The 17,949-nt window shown below is 34.9% G+C and carries 14 protein-coding genes; 4 read left to right on the top strand and 10 right to left on the bottom strand.

Annotated features, from left to right (window positions below):
- The first annotated feature begins 77 nt into the window (after window positions 1-77).
- Window positions 78-314, top strand: a complete 237-nt coding sequence (locus EQG68_RS11275; protein WP_129464988.1) for a YdcH family protein — start codon at window positions 78-80, stop codon at window positions 312-314.
- 56 nt (window positions 315-370) lie between these two features.
- On the opposite strand, the gene EQG68_RS11270 is transcribed toward EQG68_RS11275, so the two are convergent.
- The 5 genes from EQG68_RS11270 to EQG68_RS11250 form a co-directional block, all read right to left on the bottom strand.
- Entirely contained in the window at window positions 371-1,912 is a 1,542-nt protein-coding gene (locus EQG68_RS11270) for an acyl-CoA carboxylase subunit beta (protein ID WP_129464987.1), read from the bottom strand.
- A 2-nt stretch (window positions 1,913-1,914) separates the two neighbouring features.
- Window positions 1,915-3,357 (bottom strand): acetyl-CoA carboxylase biotin carboxylase subunit, encoded by a 1,443-nt coding sequence (accC, locus tag EQG68_RS11265; protein WP_129465051.1) that lies wholly within the window; start codon window positions 3,355-3,357, stop codon window positions 1,915-1,917.
- 63 nt (window positions 3,358-3,420) lie between these two features.
- Window positions 3,421-3,906, bottom strand: coding sequence for an acetyl-CoA carboxylase biotin carboxyl carrier protein subunit (locus tag EQG68_RS11260; protein WP_129464986.1), 486 nt, complete (start codon window positions 3,904-3,906; stop codon window positions 3,421-3,423).
- Between the two features lie 167 nt (window positions 3,907-4,073).
- Window positions 4,074-6,296: a B12-binding domain-containing radical SAM protein gene (locus EQG68_RS11255; protein WP_129464985.1), complete on the bottom strand. Its 2,223-nt coding sequence runs from the start codon at window positions 6,294-6,296 to the stop codon at window positions 4,074-4,076.
- A 27-nt stretch (window positions 6,297-6,323) separates the two neighbouring features.
- Window positions 6,324-7,778, bottom strand: a complete 1,455-nt coding sequence (locus EQG68_RS11250) for a T9SS type A sorting domain-containing protein (RefSeq protein WP_164975440.1) — start codon at window positions 7,776-7,778, stop codon at window positions 6,324-6,326.
- Window positions 7,779-7,919: 141 nt separating this feature from the next.
- Between EQG68_RS11250 and bshC the strand changes: the two genes are divergently transcribed.
- The gene (gene bshC, locus EQG68_RS11245; RefSeq protein ID WP_129464983.1) at window positions 7,920-9,542 is read left to right on the top strand and encodes a bacillithiol biosynthesis cysteine-adding enzyme BshC; all 1,623 of its coding nucleotides are present in this window, start codon (window positions 7,920-7,922) and stop codon (window positions 9,540-9,542) included.
- Between the two features lies 1 nt (window position 9,543).
- Here the strand turns inward: bshC and EQG68_RS11240 are convergent, their stop codons facing one another.
- Both EQG68_RS11240 and EQG68_RS11235 read right to left on the bottom strand, forming a co-directional pair.
- Window positions 9,544-9,849 carry a type II toxin-antitoxin system RelE/ParE family toxin gene (locus EQG68_RS11240; RefSeq protein ID WP_129464982.1) on the bottom strand — a complete coding sequence of 102 codons (306 nt, stop codon included), beginning with the start codon at window positions 9,847-9,849 and terminating at the stop codon, window positions 9,544-9,546.
- Window positions 9,833-10,072: a hypothetical protein gene (locus tag EQG68_RS11235; RefSeq protein WP_129464981.1), complete on the bottom strand. Its 240-nt coding sequence runs from the start codon at window positions 10,070-10,072 to the stop codon at window positions 9,833-9,835. Before EQG68_RS11235 ends, EQG68_RS11240 begins: the two co-directional genes overlap by 17 nt.
- A gap of 308 nt (window positions 10,073-10,380) precedes the next feature.
- Here EQG68_RS11235 and EQG68_RS11230 point away from each other — a divergent pair, with 308 nt between their 5' ends.
- Both EQG68_RS11230 and EQG68_RS11225 read left to right on the top strand, forming a co-directional pair.
- Complete coding sequence (locus EQG68_RS11230) at window positions 10,381-10,800, top strand: nucleoside-diphosphate kinase (protein WP_129464980.1); 420 nt, start codon at window positions 10,381-10,383, stop codon at window positions 10,798-10,800.
- A gap of 443 nt (window positions 10,801-11,243) precedes the next feature.
- Window positions 11,244-16,133: a T9SS type A sorting domain-containing protein gene (locus tag EQG68_RS11225; protein WP_129464979.1), complete on the top strand. Its 4,890-nt coding sequence runs from the start codon at window positions 11,244-11,246 to the stop codon at window positions 16,131-16,133.
- Window positions 16,134-16,233: 100 nt separating this feature from the next.
- Here EQG68_RS11225 and EQG68_RS11220 read toward each other — a convergent pair whose 3' ends face one another.
- The 3 genes from EQG68_RS11220 to EQG68_RS11210 all read right to left on the bottom strand — a co-directional run bounded on the left by EQG68_RS11220 (window position 16,234) and on the right by EQG68_RS11210 (window position 17,927).
- Window positions 16,234-16,530, bottom strand: a complete 297-nt coding sequence (locus tag EQG68_RS11220) for a DUF721 domain-containing protein (RefSeq protein WP_129464978.1) — start codon at window positions 16,528-16,530, stop codon at window positions 16,234-16,236.
- Window positions 16,530-16,949, bottom strand: coding sequence for a lipocalin family protein (locus EQG68_RS11215; RefSeq protein WP_129464977.1), 420 nt, complete (start codon window positions 16,947-16,949; stop codon window positions 16,530-16,532). The genes EQG68_RS11220 and EQG68_RS11215 overlap by 1 nt, the downstream gene beginning before the upstream one ends.
- Window positions 16,950-17,072: 123 nt before the next feature.
- Window positions 17,073-17,927: a sulfurtransferase gene (locus EQG68_RS11210; protein WP_129464976.1), complete on the bottom strand. Its 855-nt coding sequence runs from the start codon at window positions 17,925-17,927 to the stop codon at window positions 17,073-17,075.
- Window positions 17,928-17,949 lie beyond the last annotated feature (22 nt).

The raw sequence follows: 17,949 nt of genomic DNA, 5'->3' as shown, positions 1-17,949 counted from the left end.
ACCTGACATTTGTCATTATTTTATAGAACTATAGTTTGTAATTTAGAGGTATAAATTAATTACTTAAACTTCTATTTATGATTACTAAACATCCATTACTCGAAGAGTTTCCGGAATATGCCGAAAAAATCAAAGATTTATATCATCATAATGAAGAATTTCAGGTGCTTATGAGTTCTTACAATACCTTGGATACCGAAATTTTTGAAATAGAAAAAGGAGAAATTCCACTCAATGATGATGAATTAACGCACAAAAGAAAAGATCGCGTTTTTTTAAAAGATGAGATTTATACTTTTCTCCAAAAAAACTAAAAAAAGTCAGGAAGAAAATTTATTCTCCCTGACTTTTTAATATTAATTATGAATCGTTACAACGGAATATTTCCGTGTTTTCGCTTAGGCAATTCCACTTCTTTGTGTTCCAACATACTGAAAGCTTTTAATAATTTTTTACGAGTCTCATTGGGTACAATTACCTCATCAATAAATCCACGTTGAGCGGCTCGATAAGGTGTGGCAAACTTTTCTGCGTATTCGTTTTCTTTTTCAATCAATTTTGCCGTAGGGTCTTCAGCTTCTGCAATTTCTTTTTTGAAAATGATTTCACTCGCTCCTTTAGCTCCCATTACCGCAATTTCAGCTGTTGGCCAAGCAAAATTCATATCGGCACCAATATGTTTGGAGTTCATTACATCATACGCTCCACCATAGGCTTTTCGGGTGATAACCGTTACTCTTGGCACTGTTGCTTCGCTTAAAGCGTATAATAATTTAGCTCCGTGACGAATAATTCCTGTCCATTCCTGATCCGTTCCGGGTAAAAATCCGGGTACGTCAACCAAAACTAATAAAGGAATATTAAAGCAATCACAAAAACGCGTAAATCTTGCCGCTTTAACTGAACTGTTTACATCTAAAACACCAGCCAAATACAACGGTTGATTCGCTACAATTCCGATACTTCTTCCGCCCAATCTGGCAAAACCTACAATAATATTCTCCGCATAATCTTTGTGAATTTCAAAAAATGACTCTTCATCAATAATTCCCTGAATCACCTCATGCATATCATACGGCTTGTTGGGGTTATCAGGAATTATAGACATCAATTGTTCCCGAATTTCATCTTTCAATTCATAAGGAACTTTTGGTGTTTTTTCTTTATTACTTTGTGGCAAATAACTCAATAACTTTTTCACATCCTCTAAACATTCTACATCATTCGCTGATGTTGTATGAGCCACTCCCGATTTAGTAGAATGCGTACTCGCTCCTCCTAACTCTTCCGAAGTAACCGTTTCATTGGTGACCGTTTTTACCACATTTGGACCGGTGACAAACATATAACTGGTATTTTCTACCATCATCGTAAAGTCAGTCATCGCAGGAGAATACACCGCTCCACCCGCACAGGGTCCCATAATGGCTGAAATTTGCGGAATAATTCCACTTGATTTTACATTGCGAAAGAAAATATCGGCATAACCACCCAATGAACGTACACCTTCTTGAATTCTGGCACCTCCCGAATCATTTAAGCCTATCATCGGGGCTCCGTTTTTCAAAGCCATATCCATTACTTTGCATATTTTTTCGGCATGTGTTTCAGACAAAGCTCCACCAAAAACTGTGAAATCTTGAGCAAATACAAATACTAATCTGCCGTTTACTGTTCCATATCCGGTGATTACTCCATCGCCATAATATTGTTCATTTTCCATACCGAAATCGGTGGTTCGATGAGTTACTAACGCATCAATTTCTTCAAAAGAACCTTCGTCCATTAAGTAATTCACCCGTTCGCGAGCCGTTAATTTTTTCTTCGCATGTTGGGTTTCAATACGTTTTATTCCTCCTCCAAGCTTTGCTTCGGCTAATTTATCTTGTAATTCTTTTATCTTCTTTTCCATGTTTATTGAATTGGTAATCGAACCATTTTCTGATCTTCCATATATTGTTTTAACGCCACCAAAGCAGCTATTTCTGCTTCTTCAGAATGTTTAGACTTTAGCTTTTCGGCATCATAATACTTTTTGACAAAATGGGTGTCAAAATTTCCTGAGCGGAAAGCCTCGTGTTCACAAACAAATTTTCCGAATGGCAACGTAGTTTGAACACCTTTTACTTTGTAAGCATCAATTGCTTTGCCCATCAGTTGAATGGCTTCCGAACGTGTTTTACCATATGTAATTAACTTGGCTAACATTGGGTCATAATAAATGGGGACATCCATGCCTTGTTCAAATCCGTTATCCACACGAATTCCTTCGCCTTCAGGCAAGGTATATTCTTCTAAAAAGCCAACACTCGGAAGAAAATCATTGAGCGGATCTTCAGCATACACTCGTAATTCCAACGCATGACCATTGATTTGTAACTCTTCTTGTTTAACTGATAAAACTTCTCCCCTTGCCACTCGAATCTGCATTTCAACCAAATCCACACCCGTAATTATTTCCGTTACCGGATGTTCCACTTGCAAACGCGTATTCATTTCTAAAAAGTAGAAATTTAAATTTTCGTCCAATAAAAATTCAACCGTTCCGGCTCCCAAATAATCACATGATTTGGCTACTAGAACAGCGGCTTCTCCCATCTTTTTTCTCAATTCCGGTGTTAAAACCGAAGAAGGAGCTTCTTCCACCACTTTTTGATGACGACGTTGAATGCTACATTCTCTTTCAAATAAATACAAAATATTACCATGTTCATCCGCCATCACTTGAATCTCAATATGTCTTGGCGAAGCAACATATTTTTCAATAAACACAGAACCATCCCCAAAAGCAGATGTAGCTTCGCTGATCGCACGATTCATTTGAGCTTCAAAATCGGCTTCTTTTTCAACCACTCGCATTCCTTTTCCACCTCCACCGGCAGAGGCTTTGATTAAAATGGGAAAGCCAATTTGATTGGCAACTTCTTTCGCTTTAGCTACATCAGTAATGGCCTGATCATAGCCGGGAACCATTGGAATATCGTAAGCTTTCACGGCATCTTTAGCTGCTAATTTACTTCCCATGATGTGAATGGCTTTTGATTTTGGACCGATGAAAATGATGTTGTTTTTCTCAGCTTCTTCAGCAAAAGCAGCATTCTCACTTAAAAATCCGTAACCGGGATGGATGGCGTCTGCACCCAACGATTTAGCCACTTCAATAATTTTATTTCCCAATAAATAGGATTGATTGGACGGTGATTCACCAATCCAAACTGCCTCATCGGCAAATTTTACATGAGGTGCATTTCTATCAATTGTAGAATAAACCGCAACCGTTTTAATTCCCATTTTCTGAGCCGTTTTCATTACCCGAATGGCAATTTCACCCCGATTGGCAACTAGTATTTTTGTTATTTTTTTTATCATTATTTTATTAATTTTTTCATCCTGCTAAAGCTAGATGCTATTAATGTATAACTATTCAAACTCAATCAACAATTGGCCTTTATCCACCGCATCGCCTTTGGCAACCGCAATCGATTTAATTTTACCATTCCTTGGAGAAGCAAAACTATTTTCCATTTTCATGGCTTCCAAAATGAGTAAATTGTCGCCTTCATTCACTACCTGACCAACAGAAACATTGATTTCGAGAATCAAGCCCGGCATCGGAGCTTTGATGGCATTGATTTGTTTGGTTTTGCCTACTTCAAATCCCATTTCTTTGATTAAAATATCCAATTCATTGGCAATTTCAACGGTATAGGAATTGTGATTTACTTCAACTGTGTAGGTTTTTTTGAGAAAATCAACAGCTGTAATTTTTGCTAAAAAAGGTTTATTATTGTGAAGTATATGAAAGGAATTTAAAGATGTGATGATGGCATCTAATTGGGCAATATCTTGTTCTGTTTTATCAAAGGTATCACTTTGATTGACGGACAGTCTGTATTTTTGATTCATACATGTATTTTTGAATGTGGTAAAAATACATATTTATAACGTTTTCGTAAAGGTAAAAATGAAGAATTTCGCTAAATTGGTATAGCAACATTTTAAATTTTAATCTACACAAAATAAAAACCATATAAGTTTTGAATTTAAAAACTTATATGACTTATATGGTAAAATTACAAAACTACTAACCCTTGACCTCTAAGAGATTTAAGTTGTTTGGAGTACCAAAACAACTCGAAATCTTCAAAATGCGTTTCAAAATCTTGCTTTACTTGAGAAAAGGTGAATGTTTTGTTTGCTGTAATTGAAATTTTTTTCAACAATTCCGTCAGCCAAATTGCTTTTTCCTTTTCTAAGGAAATTTCAATGGTTTCAATTTTGGTATGAAAAGTCAATTTCATCATTTCCCACGATTGGCCTTTTTTAGATTTAGTAAATAATTCGGAAGTAGGCGTCCCTCCTATCCAAACAATTTTCGCTGTGGGTTTAGTGTTGAAAGTATCTTCTTTCTCTAAACAAGAAATGATATAATCCGGAGCAATTTTGGTTTTTGGAATTTTAAAATCAAACCACTCTTGTAAATCATAGTCAAAACAAATGCCGTGCATATAATTAAACAATGATTTTTTTAAACCGAAGCTGAATTTATCATGATTGATCCCGGTTTTGTCGGTAAACTGAATATCGTTGTTAGCAAATGTAATTTCATTATGTTGCGGAGTAACGCCAAATTCTTCCGGAAACATACCCACCGGACTGTGAGCCGTCATCGCAAATTGATGCCAAAAACCGGATTGCAAAATGCCTAATTCAAACAATTGACGCACCATTTCAAGGCTATCCACCGTTTCTTGAACCGTTTGCGTAGGATAACCATACATTAAATATGCATGCACCATGATGCCGGACTCGGTAAAATTTCGGGTCACTTGAGCCACTTGTTCAACCGTTACTCCTTTTTTGATGAGTTCTAATAATCGGTCGGAGGCCACTTCCAATCCACCGGAAACAGCAATGCAACCGGAAGCTTTTAAAAGTTGACACAAATCGGCGGTAAAACTTTTTTCAAAGCGAATGTTTGTCCACCAACTTACGGTTAATTTTCGTCGGAGAATTTCCAACGCTACTTCTTTCATTAAGGCCGGAGGAGCTGCTTCGTCCACAAAATGGAATCCATTTTCATTCGTTTGGACAATAAGTTCTTCCATTCGATCGACCAATAATTTGGCCGCGATGGGTTCGTATAATTTAATATAATTGAGTGAAATATCACAAAATGTGCATTTTCCCCAATAACAACCATGGGCCATGGTGAGTTTATTCCAACGACCATCGCTCCATAGACTGTGCATTGGATTTGCAATTTCAATAACGGAAATATAATTGTCTAGTTGTAAATCGGAATAATCGGGTGTGCCAACTTCGGATTGTTTGTAATCGGGTTGGGTGGAATTGTTTTTGTAGACGACTTGATTGTTTTCGAGGAGGAAAGTACGTTTAAATTCACTGGAGATTTGCTTCGCCAGTTCGCTATTGCTCGTGCCTTTTTCGTCAGAATGACAAATATTACGGTGAAGAAGTTCAATCGGCAATTCGCCATCATCCAACGTAATAAAATCAAAGAATTCAAAAACGCGTTTGTCTTTTAAATCACGTAATTCAGTGTTTGGAAAACCGCCTCCCATTGCCGTTTTGATACCGGGAAAATGGGTTTTAATGAATTGAGCACATCGAAAAGCACTGTATAAATTTCCCGGAAACGGAACGGAAAAACAAACCAATTTCGGTTGAATTTCAGTCAGTTTTTGATTGAGAATAGAAAGTGTAATTTCATCAATATACGTTGGTTTTTGTTGCAATTGATGGTACAATTCGTCAAAGGAATTAGCACTTCGCCCTAAACGTTCGGCATAGCGACTGAAACCGAAATTTTCATCCACACAAGCCACAATGTAATCTGATAAATCTTCGAGGTATAATGTCGCTAAATGCTTGGCTTTATCTTGCATTCCCATCGTTCCGAATGCGTATTCCATATCATCCAATTGTTCAAAACGAGATGCTTCCGGTAAAAAATTTCCGGAACAAATTTGACGAGCTAGGGTTGGATTTTTGCCTTGAAGAAAAGAAATTACAGAATCAATTGTTTGGATGTAATCTTGCTTTAACGCATAAATCCTTTGACAATTCTCATCACCCTGAAACTTGAAACCTGAAACTTGAAACATTTTTTCCAATCCTTTCTTTGAAAAAATTTCCAAAATCACTTCGATACCCAAATCCATTTGAAAAGCCGAAATGTTTTTGGTGTTTAGAAAACCTTTCAAATAAGCTGTTGCCGGATACGGTGTATTCAGTTGTGTGAAAGGTGGGGTGATTAAAAATAAATCTTTCAATGGAAAAGCTTTTGGCAAAAATAGCTTTTATCTCTTTATAATCTTTTGATAAATTATAGAATTATCATTTGAAGTTATTCTACAAAAATAGATTCCTGCTGTCAAATTAGAAATATCAATCTCAGAAATTGTTGACTTAGATTCTAATACTTTTTTGCCCAAACTATTATAAATTTCAACAGAAGAAGTTTCACTATTTTGAGCATAAATAGATATTTTCCCATCAGTTGGATTTGGATAAATAACGAAATTATTAGTTTCAAATTCGTTGATTCCTAAAGTAACGTCTAACATATACGCTCCTCCATTTGCAGCCATTATAGGTTGTGTCCAATATTCATTTGCATTTCCAAATAAAACTTTATTTCCTTTTACTAAAGTAAAATGCCCAAAATTATCATTGGTATAAGAACTCATCCCAGCATAAGTATTATTATAATTCCAGTTTCCTTCATTATTAACAAAATGAAAAGCAGGATTTTTTCGTTCCATCTGTAAAATATAAAATCCTACTGGAATTATAAACATATTATTGCCACTTACTTTTACTTTATACTCATAATAATCTCCTTCTTGAAATATAAAATCTTCCGCAAAACTCCATTCTTCAAAATCTTCAGACCAATTATAAATTTTAATCATTTTTTGTCCTAACAAATCAAATTCTAAATCTACAATATCATACATATACAATTTAAGATTTGAAAAACTCACTCTGAAAAAATGGGGAATATAAATATCCGGACTAGATTCAAAATTAAACGTAGGCATGAGAGTCGTGTTTACCAACTCCCAATTAGAATTTTCTACCGTAAAAACATGAATAAAATCATTCGCTGAATTAGTTGAAGTCGTCACTAACATATCATTTTCAATATCTAATAAAATACCAAAACCTGTATTTTCGGGAGTTGTGGTTATTATTTGCTGAAATGAAAAAGCATCTTCATTTTGATTAAACACATAAACTGCACCTTCATTTATTGAAGCATCTCCATTTGCATCATAGCCGAAAGAAGTGATGAATAATTGTCCGTTATGAATTTTTATATTTGAACCAAAATAATCATTCTCATGTTGGGTAGCTGGCTGAATTTTTTGTAAATATTCCCAAGTTGAATTTACCTTTTTAAATACATAAACCGCACCTCCGTTTGTAATATTAGTATTGTTAGTTGTTGAGCCGACAAACAAATAATTATCTGTCATTTCTATTCCACCTCCAAAAAATTGATTTGCTTCCGGTGAATTCAAGATACCATTTGGTGAAATTCCTGAAGATTCATAATTAAAAAGATATAGTTTAAGAGTACCATTCGGAGGCATTGCATCATAGCCTGAAACTGCAATTTCACTATTATTAAAGCTGGCAATACCCCCAAAAAAATAAACATTTGAAAAATTTTCGGGTTCAATTCTCAGTAAACTTTGACTAATCGATTGAAACGAAATCAGTAACGTGAAGAAAAAAAACTTTTTCATGAACATTTAGTTTATAAACAAATTTAACAAAAATAGTTTGCAATACATTCCATTAATAGTAAAACTTGATATTTCCCAACCAATTGTTAAACCACTTTTCACTACTTTTATTTTCTTTATTTTTACGAAAACTTTCAAACTATGCCAACCGACTGTATCAGCTATCAAGAATCCGGATATTTTTCATCCTTAATCAACGATTATCTGAATGAAAAATCGGAGTTGAAAGCTTTATATCATCGATTTCCGAACTTGGGAAATTTTAAGTTACAGTTGGAGGAAAAAGGGGACAATGACAATGGCAATGACAATGGCAATGACAATATCAATGGGAAATTCAAAAGGGAAATTTTAGTTTCAGTTTTAGAAAAGCAATATGAGTCAATTCAAACATCTGAAACGACTTTGAACAACATTCAACTTTTAAACCAATACAACACTTTTACGATTACAACCGGACATCAATTGAATTTGTTTACAGGTCCATTGTATTTTTTATATAAAATTATTTCGACCATTAATTTGTGTAAACAATTAAAAAAAGAATTTCCCGAAAACAATTTTGTACCCATTTATTGGATGGCGACGGAAGATCATGATTTTGAAGAAATTAATTATTTTACTTTTCAACATAAAAAAATTAGTTGGAATCGGGAAAGTTTTGGTCCGGTAGGCCGATTATCCACTGAAGGTTTAGAAGAAGTTTTTGCCGTTTTTGAATCAGAAATTGGTTTAGGAAAAAATGCTGAATACCTTAAAAACCTTTTCAAAAAAGCGTATTTGAATCATACGAATTTAGCTGATGCCACTCGGTATTTAGCGAACGAATTGTTTGCCAAAGAAGGTTTGGTTATTATTGATGGTGATGATACTGATTTGAAAAAATCGTTTATTCCTTACATCAAAAATGAGTTGTTGCAGCAAACAGCTTTTACGAAAGTGAATGAAACAATTCCTTCGTTGGAATCCTATTCGATTCAAGTGAATCCGAGGGAAATTAATCTGTTTTATATTGAAGATAATTTGCGTGAGCGAATTGTTTTTGAAAACGGAAGTTATGCTGTTTTGAATACAAAAATGACTTTTTCGGAAGATGAAATAGTGAAAGAAGTTGACAATCATCCTGAAAAATTTAGTCCGAATGTGTTGTTAAGACCTTTATACCAAGAAGTCATTTTGCCGAATTTATGCTACATTGGCGGGGGTGGCGAATTGGCGTATTGGTTGGAATTAAAATCGTTTTTCGAAAGTCAGAAAGTGACTTTCCCGATTTTATTACTACGTAATTCGGTTTTGTTGGCAACGGAAAAACAAGCCAAAAAAGCAGATAAATTGCAATTGACTTGGCGTGATTTATTTTTAAATCAGCAAGAATTATTTGACCAAAAGACCAAATTACTTTCTGATTTTACGATTGATTTTTCGGCTCAAAAAGAAGCGTTGAAAAAGCAATTTGAAGCACTTCACGAAATGGCTAAAGCTACCGATAAATCGTTTTTAGGAGCTGTAAAAGCTCAAGAAGCCAAACAAATTAAAGGTTTAGAAAATTTAGAAAAACGTTTATTAAAAGCGGAAAAACGAGTTCACCAAGAACATTTAAACCGCATTATTTCGTTGCAAAATGAATTGTTCCCGAACCAAAGTTTACAGGAACGAAAAGTAAATTTTGCTGAGTTTTATGTGGAATTTGGTGAAGAATTGATTGAAAAATTGTTGAAGGAATTGAAACCGTTGGAGATGGAATTTAAAGTGGTGGTTTTGTAGATTATTTTAATTTTCTTTTATCTGGATTTTGACGATTTGAAAAAAATGACAAGATTTCATTTTCATTTTCTAAAATTCTATAATACATTGAATTAACAGATAGAATAACTGCTCTTCGAACATTTTTTTTAACATCCGAGGCTTGAAAGAGATATGGATTTTGAGAAATTAACTGTAGTGTTTTTTCTAATTGGGTTGCTAATTTCTTTAATTCTCTTTCCGTCCAATTTTGTTCTAAATAATTTACCGTTTTCTTTAATTCTAGTAGAGCATTATCTGTCCAGAGAATTCTATAACCACTTTTCATAGATTTCCCTAGCCTTATTGTGAGAATTCAACTTACCCTCTTCTGCATCTTTGAGTCCTAAATCAATGGATTTTTTTTCTTCTTCAGAAATTGAATTCCACCAATCGGAAGTTTCTTTCTTTCTCAATTCCATAATTTTTTTGATAAGAGAAGAATCTTCAACAGTAGAAAGCCATTGAATTAATTCAAGTTTTTGATTTAAAAGGGTTGCATCTGATTTCATATGGCAAAGTATATTTATCAAAAGTAATAAAAAATCAGGATTTTATAAAATTTAAAATTAAGTTTCCTTTTGAACTGAAATTTCTTTACTAAACTAATTCTTAAACGGCTTCCCTCCTAGCCCCGATTGAAGTGGAAATCTTTTTGTTGGCGAGCTTTGCTCGTGAACAAAAAATTGGAACGAAAAGCGGGAAAATGGATTCCTGAAAATGCCCAAGCCATTCGCTTCTAAAAAAACTTGAAACCTGAAACTTGAAACTTCAAACAAAAACCCTACCTTTGCACCCGAATTTAAACAAGCAAATTAAAATGGCAACAAATAGAACTTTTACAATGATTAAGCCGGATGCGGTTGAAAACGGACACATCGGTGGGATTTTGAATATGATTACGGAAGGTGGTTTCAGAATCGTAGCAATGAAATTAACGCAATTGACAGTGGCTGATGCAAAGGCTTTTTATGCTGTTCACGCTGAAAGACCATTTTATGGTGAATTGGTAGAGTTTATGACGCGTGGCCCTATCGTTGCAGCTATTTTGGAAAAAGAAAACGCTGTGGAAGACTTCAGGACTTTAATTGGTGCTACCAATCCAGCAAATGCTGCAGAAGGAACTATCCGTAAAAAATATGCAACTTCTATGGGTGAAAATGCTGTTCACGGTTCTGATTCTGATGAAAATGCGGCGATTGAAAGTGCATTTCATTTTTCAGGTAGAGAGATGTTTTAATTATAATTTTTCGAGAACGAAAATCGAAAATTTAAAATATCAAAATCCCATTTCTAAAATTGAAGTGGGATTTTTTTTACATTATTTACATTAAATTTACTATATATTAACATGTTTTAGCAAAAACAATTGTTAAAATTACACATAATAGATTAAATGATGCATTTCGTCGATTTTATTTGACGTATTGATAAAATAGATAGAATTTAGCCATTGTACCACACAAGACAACCCCATCTTTACTTCAAAAACAAATTTTAAGTCTTTACATTTCTGATAAAGTCTGTACCTACTTTTTTTATTTTTAAAACATCATTTTAATAAACTATTAAACAAGCATTGCCTATGAATTAAACTTTATTTAGCCTCCGCCCCCCAAATACGAAAAATCTACTTTTAATAAATAATTCAAGAAAGAATTTAATTAAATAAAATTAATTCGTATGAAATTAACCAGTGAAAAATCATTACGTACTAACTTTTTGAATTTGATTTTAGTTGTTTTACTAACTTTTTTTAGTTCTTCAAACACTTCAATCTATTCTCAGTTCAGTACTTTAACTGTGGAATGCGGTAATCCAATACCACCGTATTCTCCGAGAAACCAAAACGCCACACCTTGGTGTTACACCTTTAGTTTAGGACATGGTCAATCTCGAATGTACACCAGTTCTTCTGAACTGAATTTATCATCAGATCAATCTAAATTTGTTCTTAGCAATTCAACAGGTGATTTTAATTCAAATTTTGTTGCAGAAAAAACAGATTTCATCGAAAACAACGATGGAACAGCTGTTCTTTTAGGAACAATTGTAAATTCAGCTCAAAAAGACTTAGCGTTCAATTATGCATTTTGGCTAACAAAGAAAAAAGCAAACAGCAATCCAAAAATTAATGCTGATAACTTAACTCGCCAATTTGGTATCAATTATGATAATTTAAATGAATATGTCATTGATTTATCCAAAACAAATTCTCTAACCGGAATTAACGGTTACGAGGGATCAACACTCAAATTAACCAACAGTGAAAATGTACTTTACGCTACCACAACTAAATCTAAAAATGATGAAATAGCTGTTGTAGGTAATTTTACTTTTGAAGGCTTAATTTCTGAACGAGGTGTTGAAAAACAAGTTTCAAACTTAAATGTAAATTTCTTTTCAAGAATCAAATTTTTTGTTTGTCCTATTGTTGACCCATGTCATCAAACTTTTGTTAGGGTTTGTTTGGTATATAATTGGCATTTTTGTATTGGAATTAATATTCAAATCATAAATGTTGTTGACACTACTCCTCCTACTTTTAACGAATATCTTCCTCAAGATTTAGCAGTAAATTGTCCGGATGAAGTTCCTACAGTACCTACTCTTACTGCCTCAGATTCTTGTACCGATACAGAAGTTTCATACAAAGAAGTTATTTCAGGTGAAGGTTGCTCGTATGAAATTTATAGAATTTGGACTGCCGAAGATGAGTGTGGCAATACAACCGTTCACAAACAAACAATTGTAGTGAATGATAATGTAGGACCAACTTTTGTTGAAGATTTACCGGCCGATGTAGCTGTCTCTTGTGATGCTATTCCGGCTGTTCTTGTTTTAACCGCTACTGATAATTGTGGTGCTGCGGAAGTAACTTATAAAGAAGTTAACTCAGGCGAAGGCTGCTCCTATGAAATTTACAGAATATGGACTGCCGAAGATGAGTGTGGCAATACAACCGTTCACAAACAAACAATTGTAGTGAATGATAATGTAGGACCAACTTTTGTTGAAGATTTACCGGCCGATGTAGCTGTCTCTTGTGATGCTATTCCGGCTGTTCCTGTTTTAACCGCTACTGATAATTGTGGTGCTGCGGAAGTAACTTATAAAGAAGTTAACTCAGGCGAAGGCTGCTCCTATGAAATTTACAGAATATGGACTGCCGAAGATGAGTGTGGCAATACTACCGTTCACAAACAAACAATTGTAGTGAATGATAATGTAGGACCAACTTTTGTTGAAGATTTACCGGCCGATGTAGCTGTCTCTTGTGATGCTATACCGGTTGTTCCTGTTTTAACTGCTACTGATAATTGTGGTGCTGCTGAAGTAACCTATAAAGAAGTTAATTCAGGTGAAGGCTGTTCATATGAAATTTACAGAATTTGGACTGCCGAAGATGAGTGTGGCAACACAACTGTTCACAAACAAACTATTGTGGTGAATGATAATGTAGGACCAACTTTTGTTGAAGATTTACCGGCCGATGTAGCTGTCTCTTGTGATGCTATACCGGCTGTTCCTGTTTTAACTGCTACTGATAATTGTGGTGCTGCTGAAGTAACCTATAAAGAAGTTAATTCAGGTGAAGGCTGTTCCTATGAAATTTACAGAATTTGGACTGCCGAAGATGAGTGTGGTAATACTACCGTTCACAAACAAACTATTGTGGTGAATGATAATGTAGGACCAACTTTTTTTGAAGATTTACCGGCCGATGTAGCTGTCTCTTGTGATGCTATTCCGGCTATTCCTGTTTTAACTGCTACTGATAATTGTGGTGCGGCTGAGGTATCTTACAAAGAAACCAGAACTGACGGTAACTGTCCATCAAACTATACTCTAGTAAGAGTTTGGACAGCTGAGGATGAGTGTGGAAACACAACTGTTCACAAACAAACTATCACGGTTCAAGATACAACGGCTCCTGCTTTTGTAGAAGATCTTCCAATGGATATGACAGTAGAATGTGACGCTGTACCATTGGCGATGACATTAACTGCTACTGATAACTGTGGTTCAGCTGAGGTATCTTACAAAGAAACCAGAACTGATGGTAACTGTCCTTCAAACTATACTCTAGTAAGAGTATGGACAGCTGAGGATGAGTGTGGAAACACAACTGTTCACAAACAAACCATCACGGTGCAAGATACAAACGCTCCTGCTTTTGTAGAAGATCTTCCAATGGATATGACAGTAGAATGTGACGCTGTACCAATGGCGATGACGTTAACTGCTACTGATAATTGTGGTTCAGCTTCTGTTGAATACGGTGAAATACGTAATGATGGAAACTGTCCTTCAAGCTATACTTTAGTTAGAACTTGGACAGCTATGGATGAGTGTGGTAACACAACCGTTCATACGCAAACCATCACGGTGCAAGATACAACGGCTCCTGCTTTTGTAGAAGATCTTCCAATGGATATGACAGTAGAATGTGACGCTGTACCAATGGAGATGACATTAACTGCTACTGACAATTGTGGTTCAGCTGAGGTATCTTACAAAGAAACCAGAACTGATGGTAACTGTCCATCAAACTATACATTAGTAAGAGTTTGGACAGCTGAGGATGAGTGTGGTAACACAACTGTTCACAAACAAACCATCACGGTGCAAGATACAACGGCTCCTGCTTTTGTAGAAGATCTTCCAATGGATATGACAGTAGAATGTGACGCTGTACCAATGGCGATGACGTTAACTGCTACTGATAATTGTGGTTCAGCTGAGGTATCTTACAAAGAAACCAGAACTGACGGTAACTGTCCTTCAAACTATACTTTAGTAAGAGTTTGGACAGCTGAGGATGAGTGTGGAAACACAACTGTTCATACGCAAACCATCACGGTGCAAGACACAACAAATCCTATGTTTACAGGTCAATTACCACAGAATGTTACTGTAGAATGTGATCAAGTTCCACAACCTGCCAATGTAACTGCGACTGACAATTGTAGTGTTCCAACTATTCTGTTTTTTGAAACCAGAATTGACGGTACATGTCCTAATGACTATACATTAGTAAGATTGTGGAAAGCAACTGACTCTTGTGGAAATTATATTTTCCATAAACAAACCATTACTGTTCATGACAACACCGCTCCAACTTTTGTTGAAAGCTTACCGGCTGATGTGGCAGTAGCTTGTGATGCAATTCCGGCTATTCCAACGATAACGGCAATGGATAATTGTGGTGCTGCAGAAGTAACTTATAAAGAAGTAACTTCCGGTCAAGGTTGTCAATATGAAATCTACAGAATTTGGACTGCTGAAGATGCTTGTGGAAACACAACTACTCACAAACAAACCATTGTAGTTTCTGATACTGAAGCTCCAACATTTGTTGAAAGCTTACCGACTGATGTGGCTGTAGCTTGCGATGCAATTCCGGCTATTCCAACAATAACGGCAACGGATAATTGTGGTGCTGCAGAAGTAACTTATAAAGAAGTAACTTCCGGTCAAGGTTGTCAATATGAAATCTACAGAATTTGGACTGCTGAAGATGCTTGTGGAAACACAACTACTCACAAACAAACCATTGTAGTTTCTGATACTGAAGCTCCAACATTTGTTGAAAGCTTACCGACTGATGTGGCTGTAGCTTGCGATGCAATTCCGGCTATTCCAACGATAACGGCAACGGATAATTGTGGTGCTGCAGAAGTAACTTATAAAGAAGTAACTTCCGGTCAAGGTTGTCAATATGAAATCTACAGAATTTGGACTGCTGAAGATGCTTGTGGAAACACAACTACTCACAAACAAACCATTGTAGTTTCTGATACTGAAGCTCCAACATTTGTTGAAAGCTTACCGACTGATGTGGCTGTAGCTTGCGATGCAATTCCGGCTATTCCAACAATAACGGCAACGGATAATTGTGGTGCTGCAGAAGTAACTTATAAAGAAGTAACTTCCGGTCAAGGTTGTCAGTATGAAATCTACAGAATTTGGACTGCTGAAGATGCTTGTGGAAACACAACTACTCACAAACAAACCATTGTAGTTTCTGATACTGAAGCTCCAACTTTTGTTGAAAGCTTACCGGCTGATGTGGCTGTGGCTTGTGATGCAATTCCGGCTATTCCAGCGATTACAGCCACTGATAACTGTAGCGAAGTAGAGGTTTCTTACAAAGAAGTTAGATCAAACGATAACGATTGTGATTATGAGATTTACAGAATATGGACTGCAGAGGATGCTTGCGGTAATACGATAGTTCATAAACAAACTATTGTTGTTTTACCAGCTTCAAATCCTCAAGGACCACAAAGAGGAATCTTTGATTCAAACGTTTCATTTGATGTTTATCCTTTACCATTTGTAGATGACTTAACAATCAGGTATACTTTTGATTATAATTCACCTGTTCAAGTTGAAGTATATGATTTAAAAGGAAGATTAATTCATAAAGCAAATGATACTAATGGTTATCTGAATAAAGAATATACCATTAATTTAACAACGGTTCGCGAATCTAGTCAAGTTTATATCTTAAAAGTAATTACTGATAGAGGAAGTGAAACGAAGAAAATAATATCTGCAAATCGATAATTTTTCTAACAATTGAAGAAAGGCTGTTCGAAAGGACAGCCTTTTTTTATATACAAGTGATAGATATATTTTGAAGAGAGTAATTGATTAAGATTACAATTTATCTTAAAACCAATTCCTTTACAACTTCTTTCCGTAATTCATCATTGAGCATAATAATGATTTTTTGTTTTCCATGACTAAGTTCTTCGCGTAGAACTGAAGATGTTAGGGTAACATATAATGTAGATCCTTTCAGAATTACTTCTTGAGTATAGGTATTCACTCCATTTCCCATCAAATCTTTCCAAGCCTTTTCTACATCGATTTTGTCCATGCCGGATTGAAGCTTATTATTTTCAATAAACGCTTTGATTACTTCTGAAATCGAACTTTCGTTGCTTAATCGTTTGGCCATTATTGTATTGTAATGGGTTTGAAACGTTTGTAATGATATTCTAAATTCTGCCTGTTTTTGAGCACTAAAATGCTATCGGTTAAAACAAGGATATCTTCACTCCATTGAGCAAAATTGGTTTTATAATGAATTTGAAAAACGCCGGAACTATCTTTAATTTGAATACTCTCCAATTCATCATTGGTTAAGAATTTTCCATCAAATTGTGGTTTTACTTTTTTGCGATAACCGGTTTTTCCATTCCACTCAATATAATCAACCGTTTCATTGATGTTATATTCTTTTTCCTGCCCATCGGGCAATTGTACTTTTTGTATTTCCCAATAACCATTTATTTTTGAAATGGATTCGGGTGAAACTTTTTCTTGACAAGAAATCAAAGCAACTGAAAAAAGAAGGAAATAATAAAATGGTTTCATCTTTTAAAAATAAAGTTTAAAATTACAATTATTTTGACGAAAAAGTTAACGATATTGAAAATTTTACTTTATCAGATTTTGATAATTAATTGCGGAAAAACATTAATGTAATAATTCAATAATTTAAGGTTTACCAACAGCAATTGGTTTATTATTTCTACTCCATTCACTCCAAGAACCAACATACAATTTTGGAATTTCAAATCCCGCACAAGACATGGCTAAAAGTGTATGACACGCTGTTACTCCCGATCCACAATGAACAATAATTGATTTAGAATTGTTGCTTTCGAATACATTTTTATATTTTCCTTTTAATTTTTCAGAAGATAAGAAAAGTCCATTTTCATCCAAATTGGTTGAAAAAGGAATATTAATTGCATTTGGAATATGTCCGGAAATTAAATCAATTGGTTCAACCTCACCATTAAATCGAGAAGTTTCGCGAACGTCTATGATTAAACCATCTTGATGGACAGATGTCTTCTCAACTTCATCAATTGTTGCCAATGGTAATTCCCATTTTTTAATTCTGTAATCTTGAACTGAAATAGGGGTTTCTATTTTTGAATTTATTGGAAAATTTTGTTTTTCTGCTTCTTGAAAACCGCCGTTAAGCACTTGTACTTTTTCGTGTCCGATAGATTTTAACATCCACCACATTCGAGCTGCCGCATTAGCACCACTTTTATCGTCGTATAAAACTACATGACTATTTGGAGTAATTCCTATTTTTGAAAGTAGCTGAGAAAAATTTTTTATTGATGGTAAAGGATGTCTTCCTCCTCTTGATAAATCCTCTTTAATTTCGGCAAGTTCTGTATTTAAATCTACAAAAATGGCTCCGTCTAGGTGTTTTTGATTGTAATTTGATTGAGCATCTTTTCCGTTGCTTACATCAAGAATAAATATATTATTAGCTTTGCAGAGAGTTTTTAATTCAGAAACGGTGATAATTGGATTCCTATCCTTATTCATTTTTGAAATAATAACTTTCTGA

The sequence above is a fragment of the Flavobacterium piscinae genome (assembly GCF_004122145.1).
In the GTDB taxonomy this organism is placed as follows: Bacteria; Bacteroidota; Bacteroidia; order Flavobacteriales; family Flavobacteriaceae; genus Flavobacterium; species Flavobacterium piscinae.
This window is presented reverse-complemented; position numbering and strand designations above follow the sequence as displayed.

Excerpts from the sequence above, each read along its gene's own strand:
- EQG68_RS11275 (WP_129464988.1), top strand. The coding sequence starts at position 78 with ATGATTACTAAACATCCATTACTCGAAGAGTTTCCGGAATATGCCGAA.
- EQG68_RS11270 (WP_129464987.1), bottom strand. The coding sequence starts at position 1,912 with ATGGAAAAGAAGATAAAAGAATTACAAGATAAATTAGCCGAAGCAAAG.
- EQG68_RS11260 (WP_129464986.1), bottom strand. The coding sequence starts at position 3,906 with ATGAATCAAAAATACAGACTGTCCGTCAATCAAAGTGATACCTTTGAT.
- EQG68_RS11250 (WP_164975440.1), bottom strand. The coding sequence starts at position 7,778 with ATGAAAAAGTTTTTTTTCTTCACGTTACTGATTTCGTTTCAATCGATT.
- bshC (WP_129464983.1), top strand. The coding sequence starts at position 7,920 with ATGCCAACCGACTGTATCAGCTATCAAGAATCCGGATATTTTTCATCC.
- EQG68_RS11240 (WP_129464982.1), bottom strand. The coding sequence starts at position 9,849 with ATGAAAAGTGGTTATAGAATTCTCTGGACAGATAATGCTCTACTAGAA.
- EQG68_RS11235 (WP_129464981.1), bottom strand. The coding sequence starts at position 10,072 with ATGAAATCAGATGCAACCCTTTTAAATCAAAAACTTGAATTAATTCAA.
- EQG68_RS11230 (WP_129464980.1), top strand. The coding sequence starts at position 10,381 with ATGGCAACAAATAGAACTTTTACAATGATTAAGCCGGATGCGGTTGAA.
- EQG68_RS11225 (WP_129464979.1), top strand. The coding sequence starts at position 11,244 with ATGAAATTAACCAGTGAAAAATCATTACGTACTAACTTTTTGAATTTG.
- EQG68_RS11220 (WP_129464978.1), bottom strand. The coding sequence starts at position 16,530 with ATGGCCAAACGATTAAGCAACGAAAGTTCGATTTCAGAAGTAATCAAA.
- EQG68_RS11215 (WP_129464977.1), bottom strand. The coding sequence starts at position 16,949 with ATGAAACCATTTTATTATTTCCTTCTTTTTTCAGTTGCTTTGATTTCT.
- EQG68_RS11210 (WP_129464976.1), bottom strand. The coding sequence starts at position 17,927 with ATGAATAAGGATAGGAATCCAATTATCACCGTTTCTGAATTAAAAACT.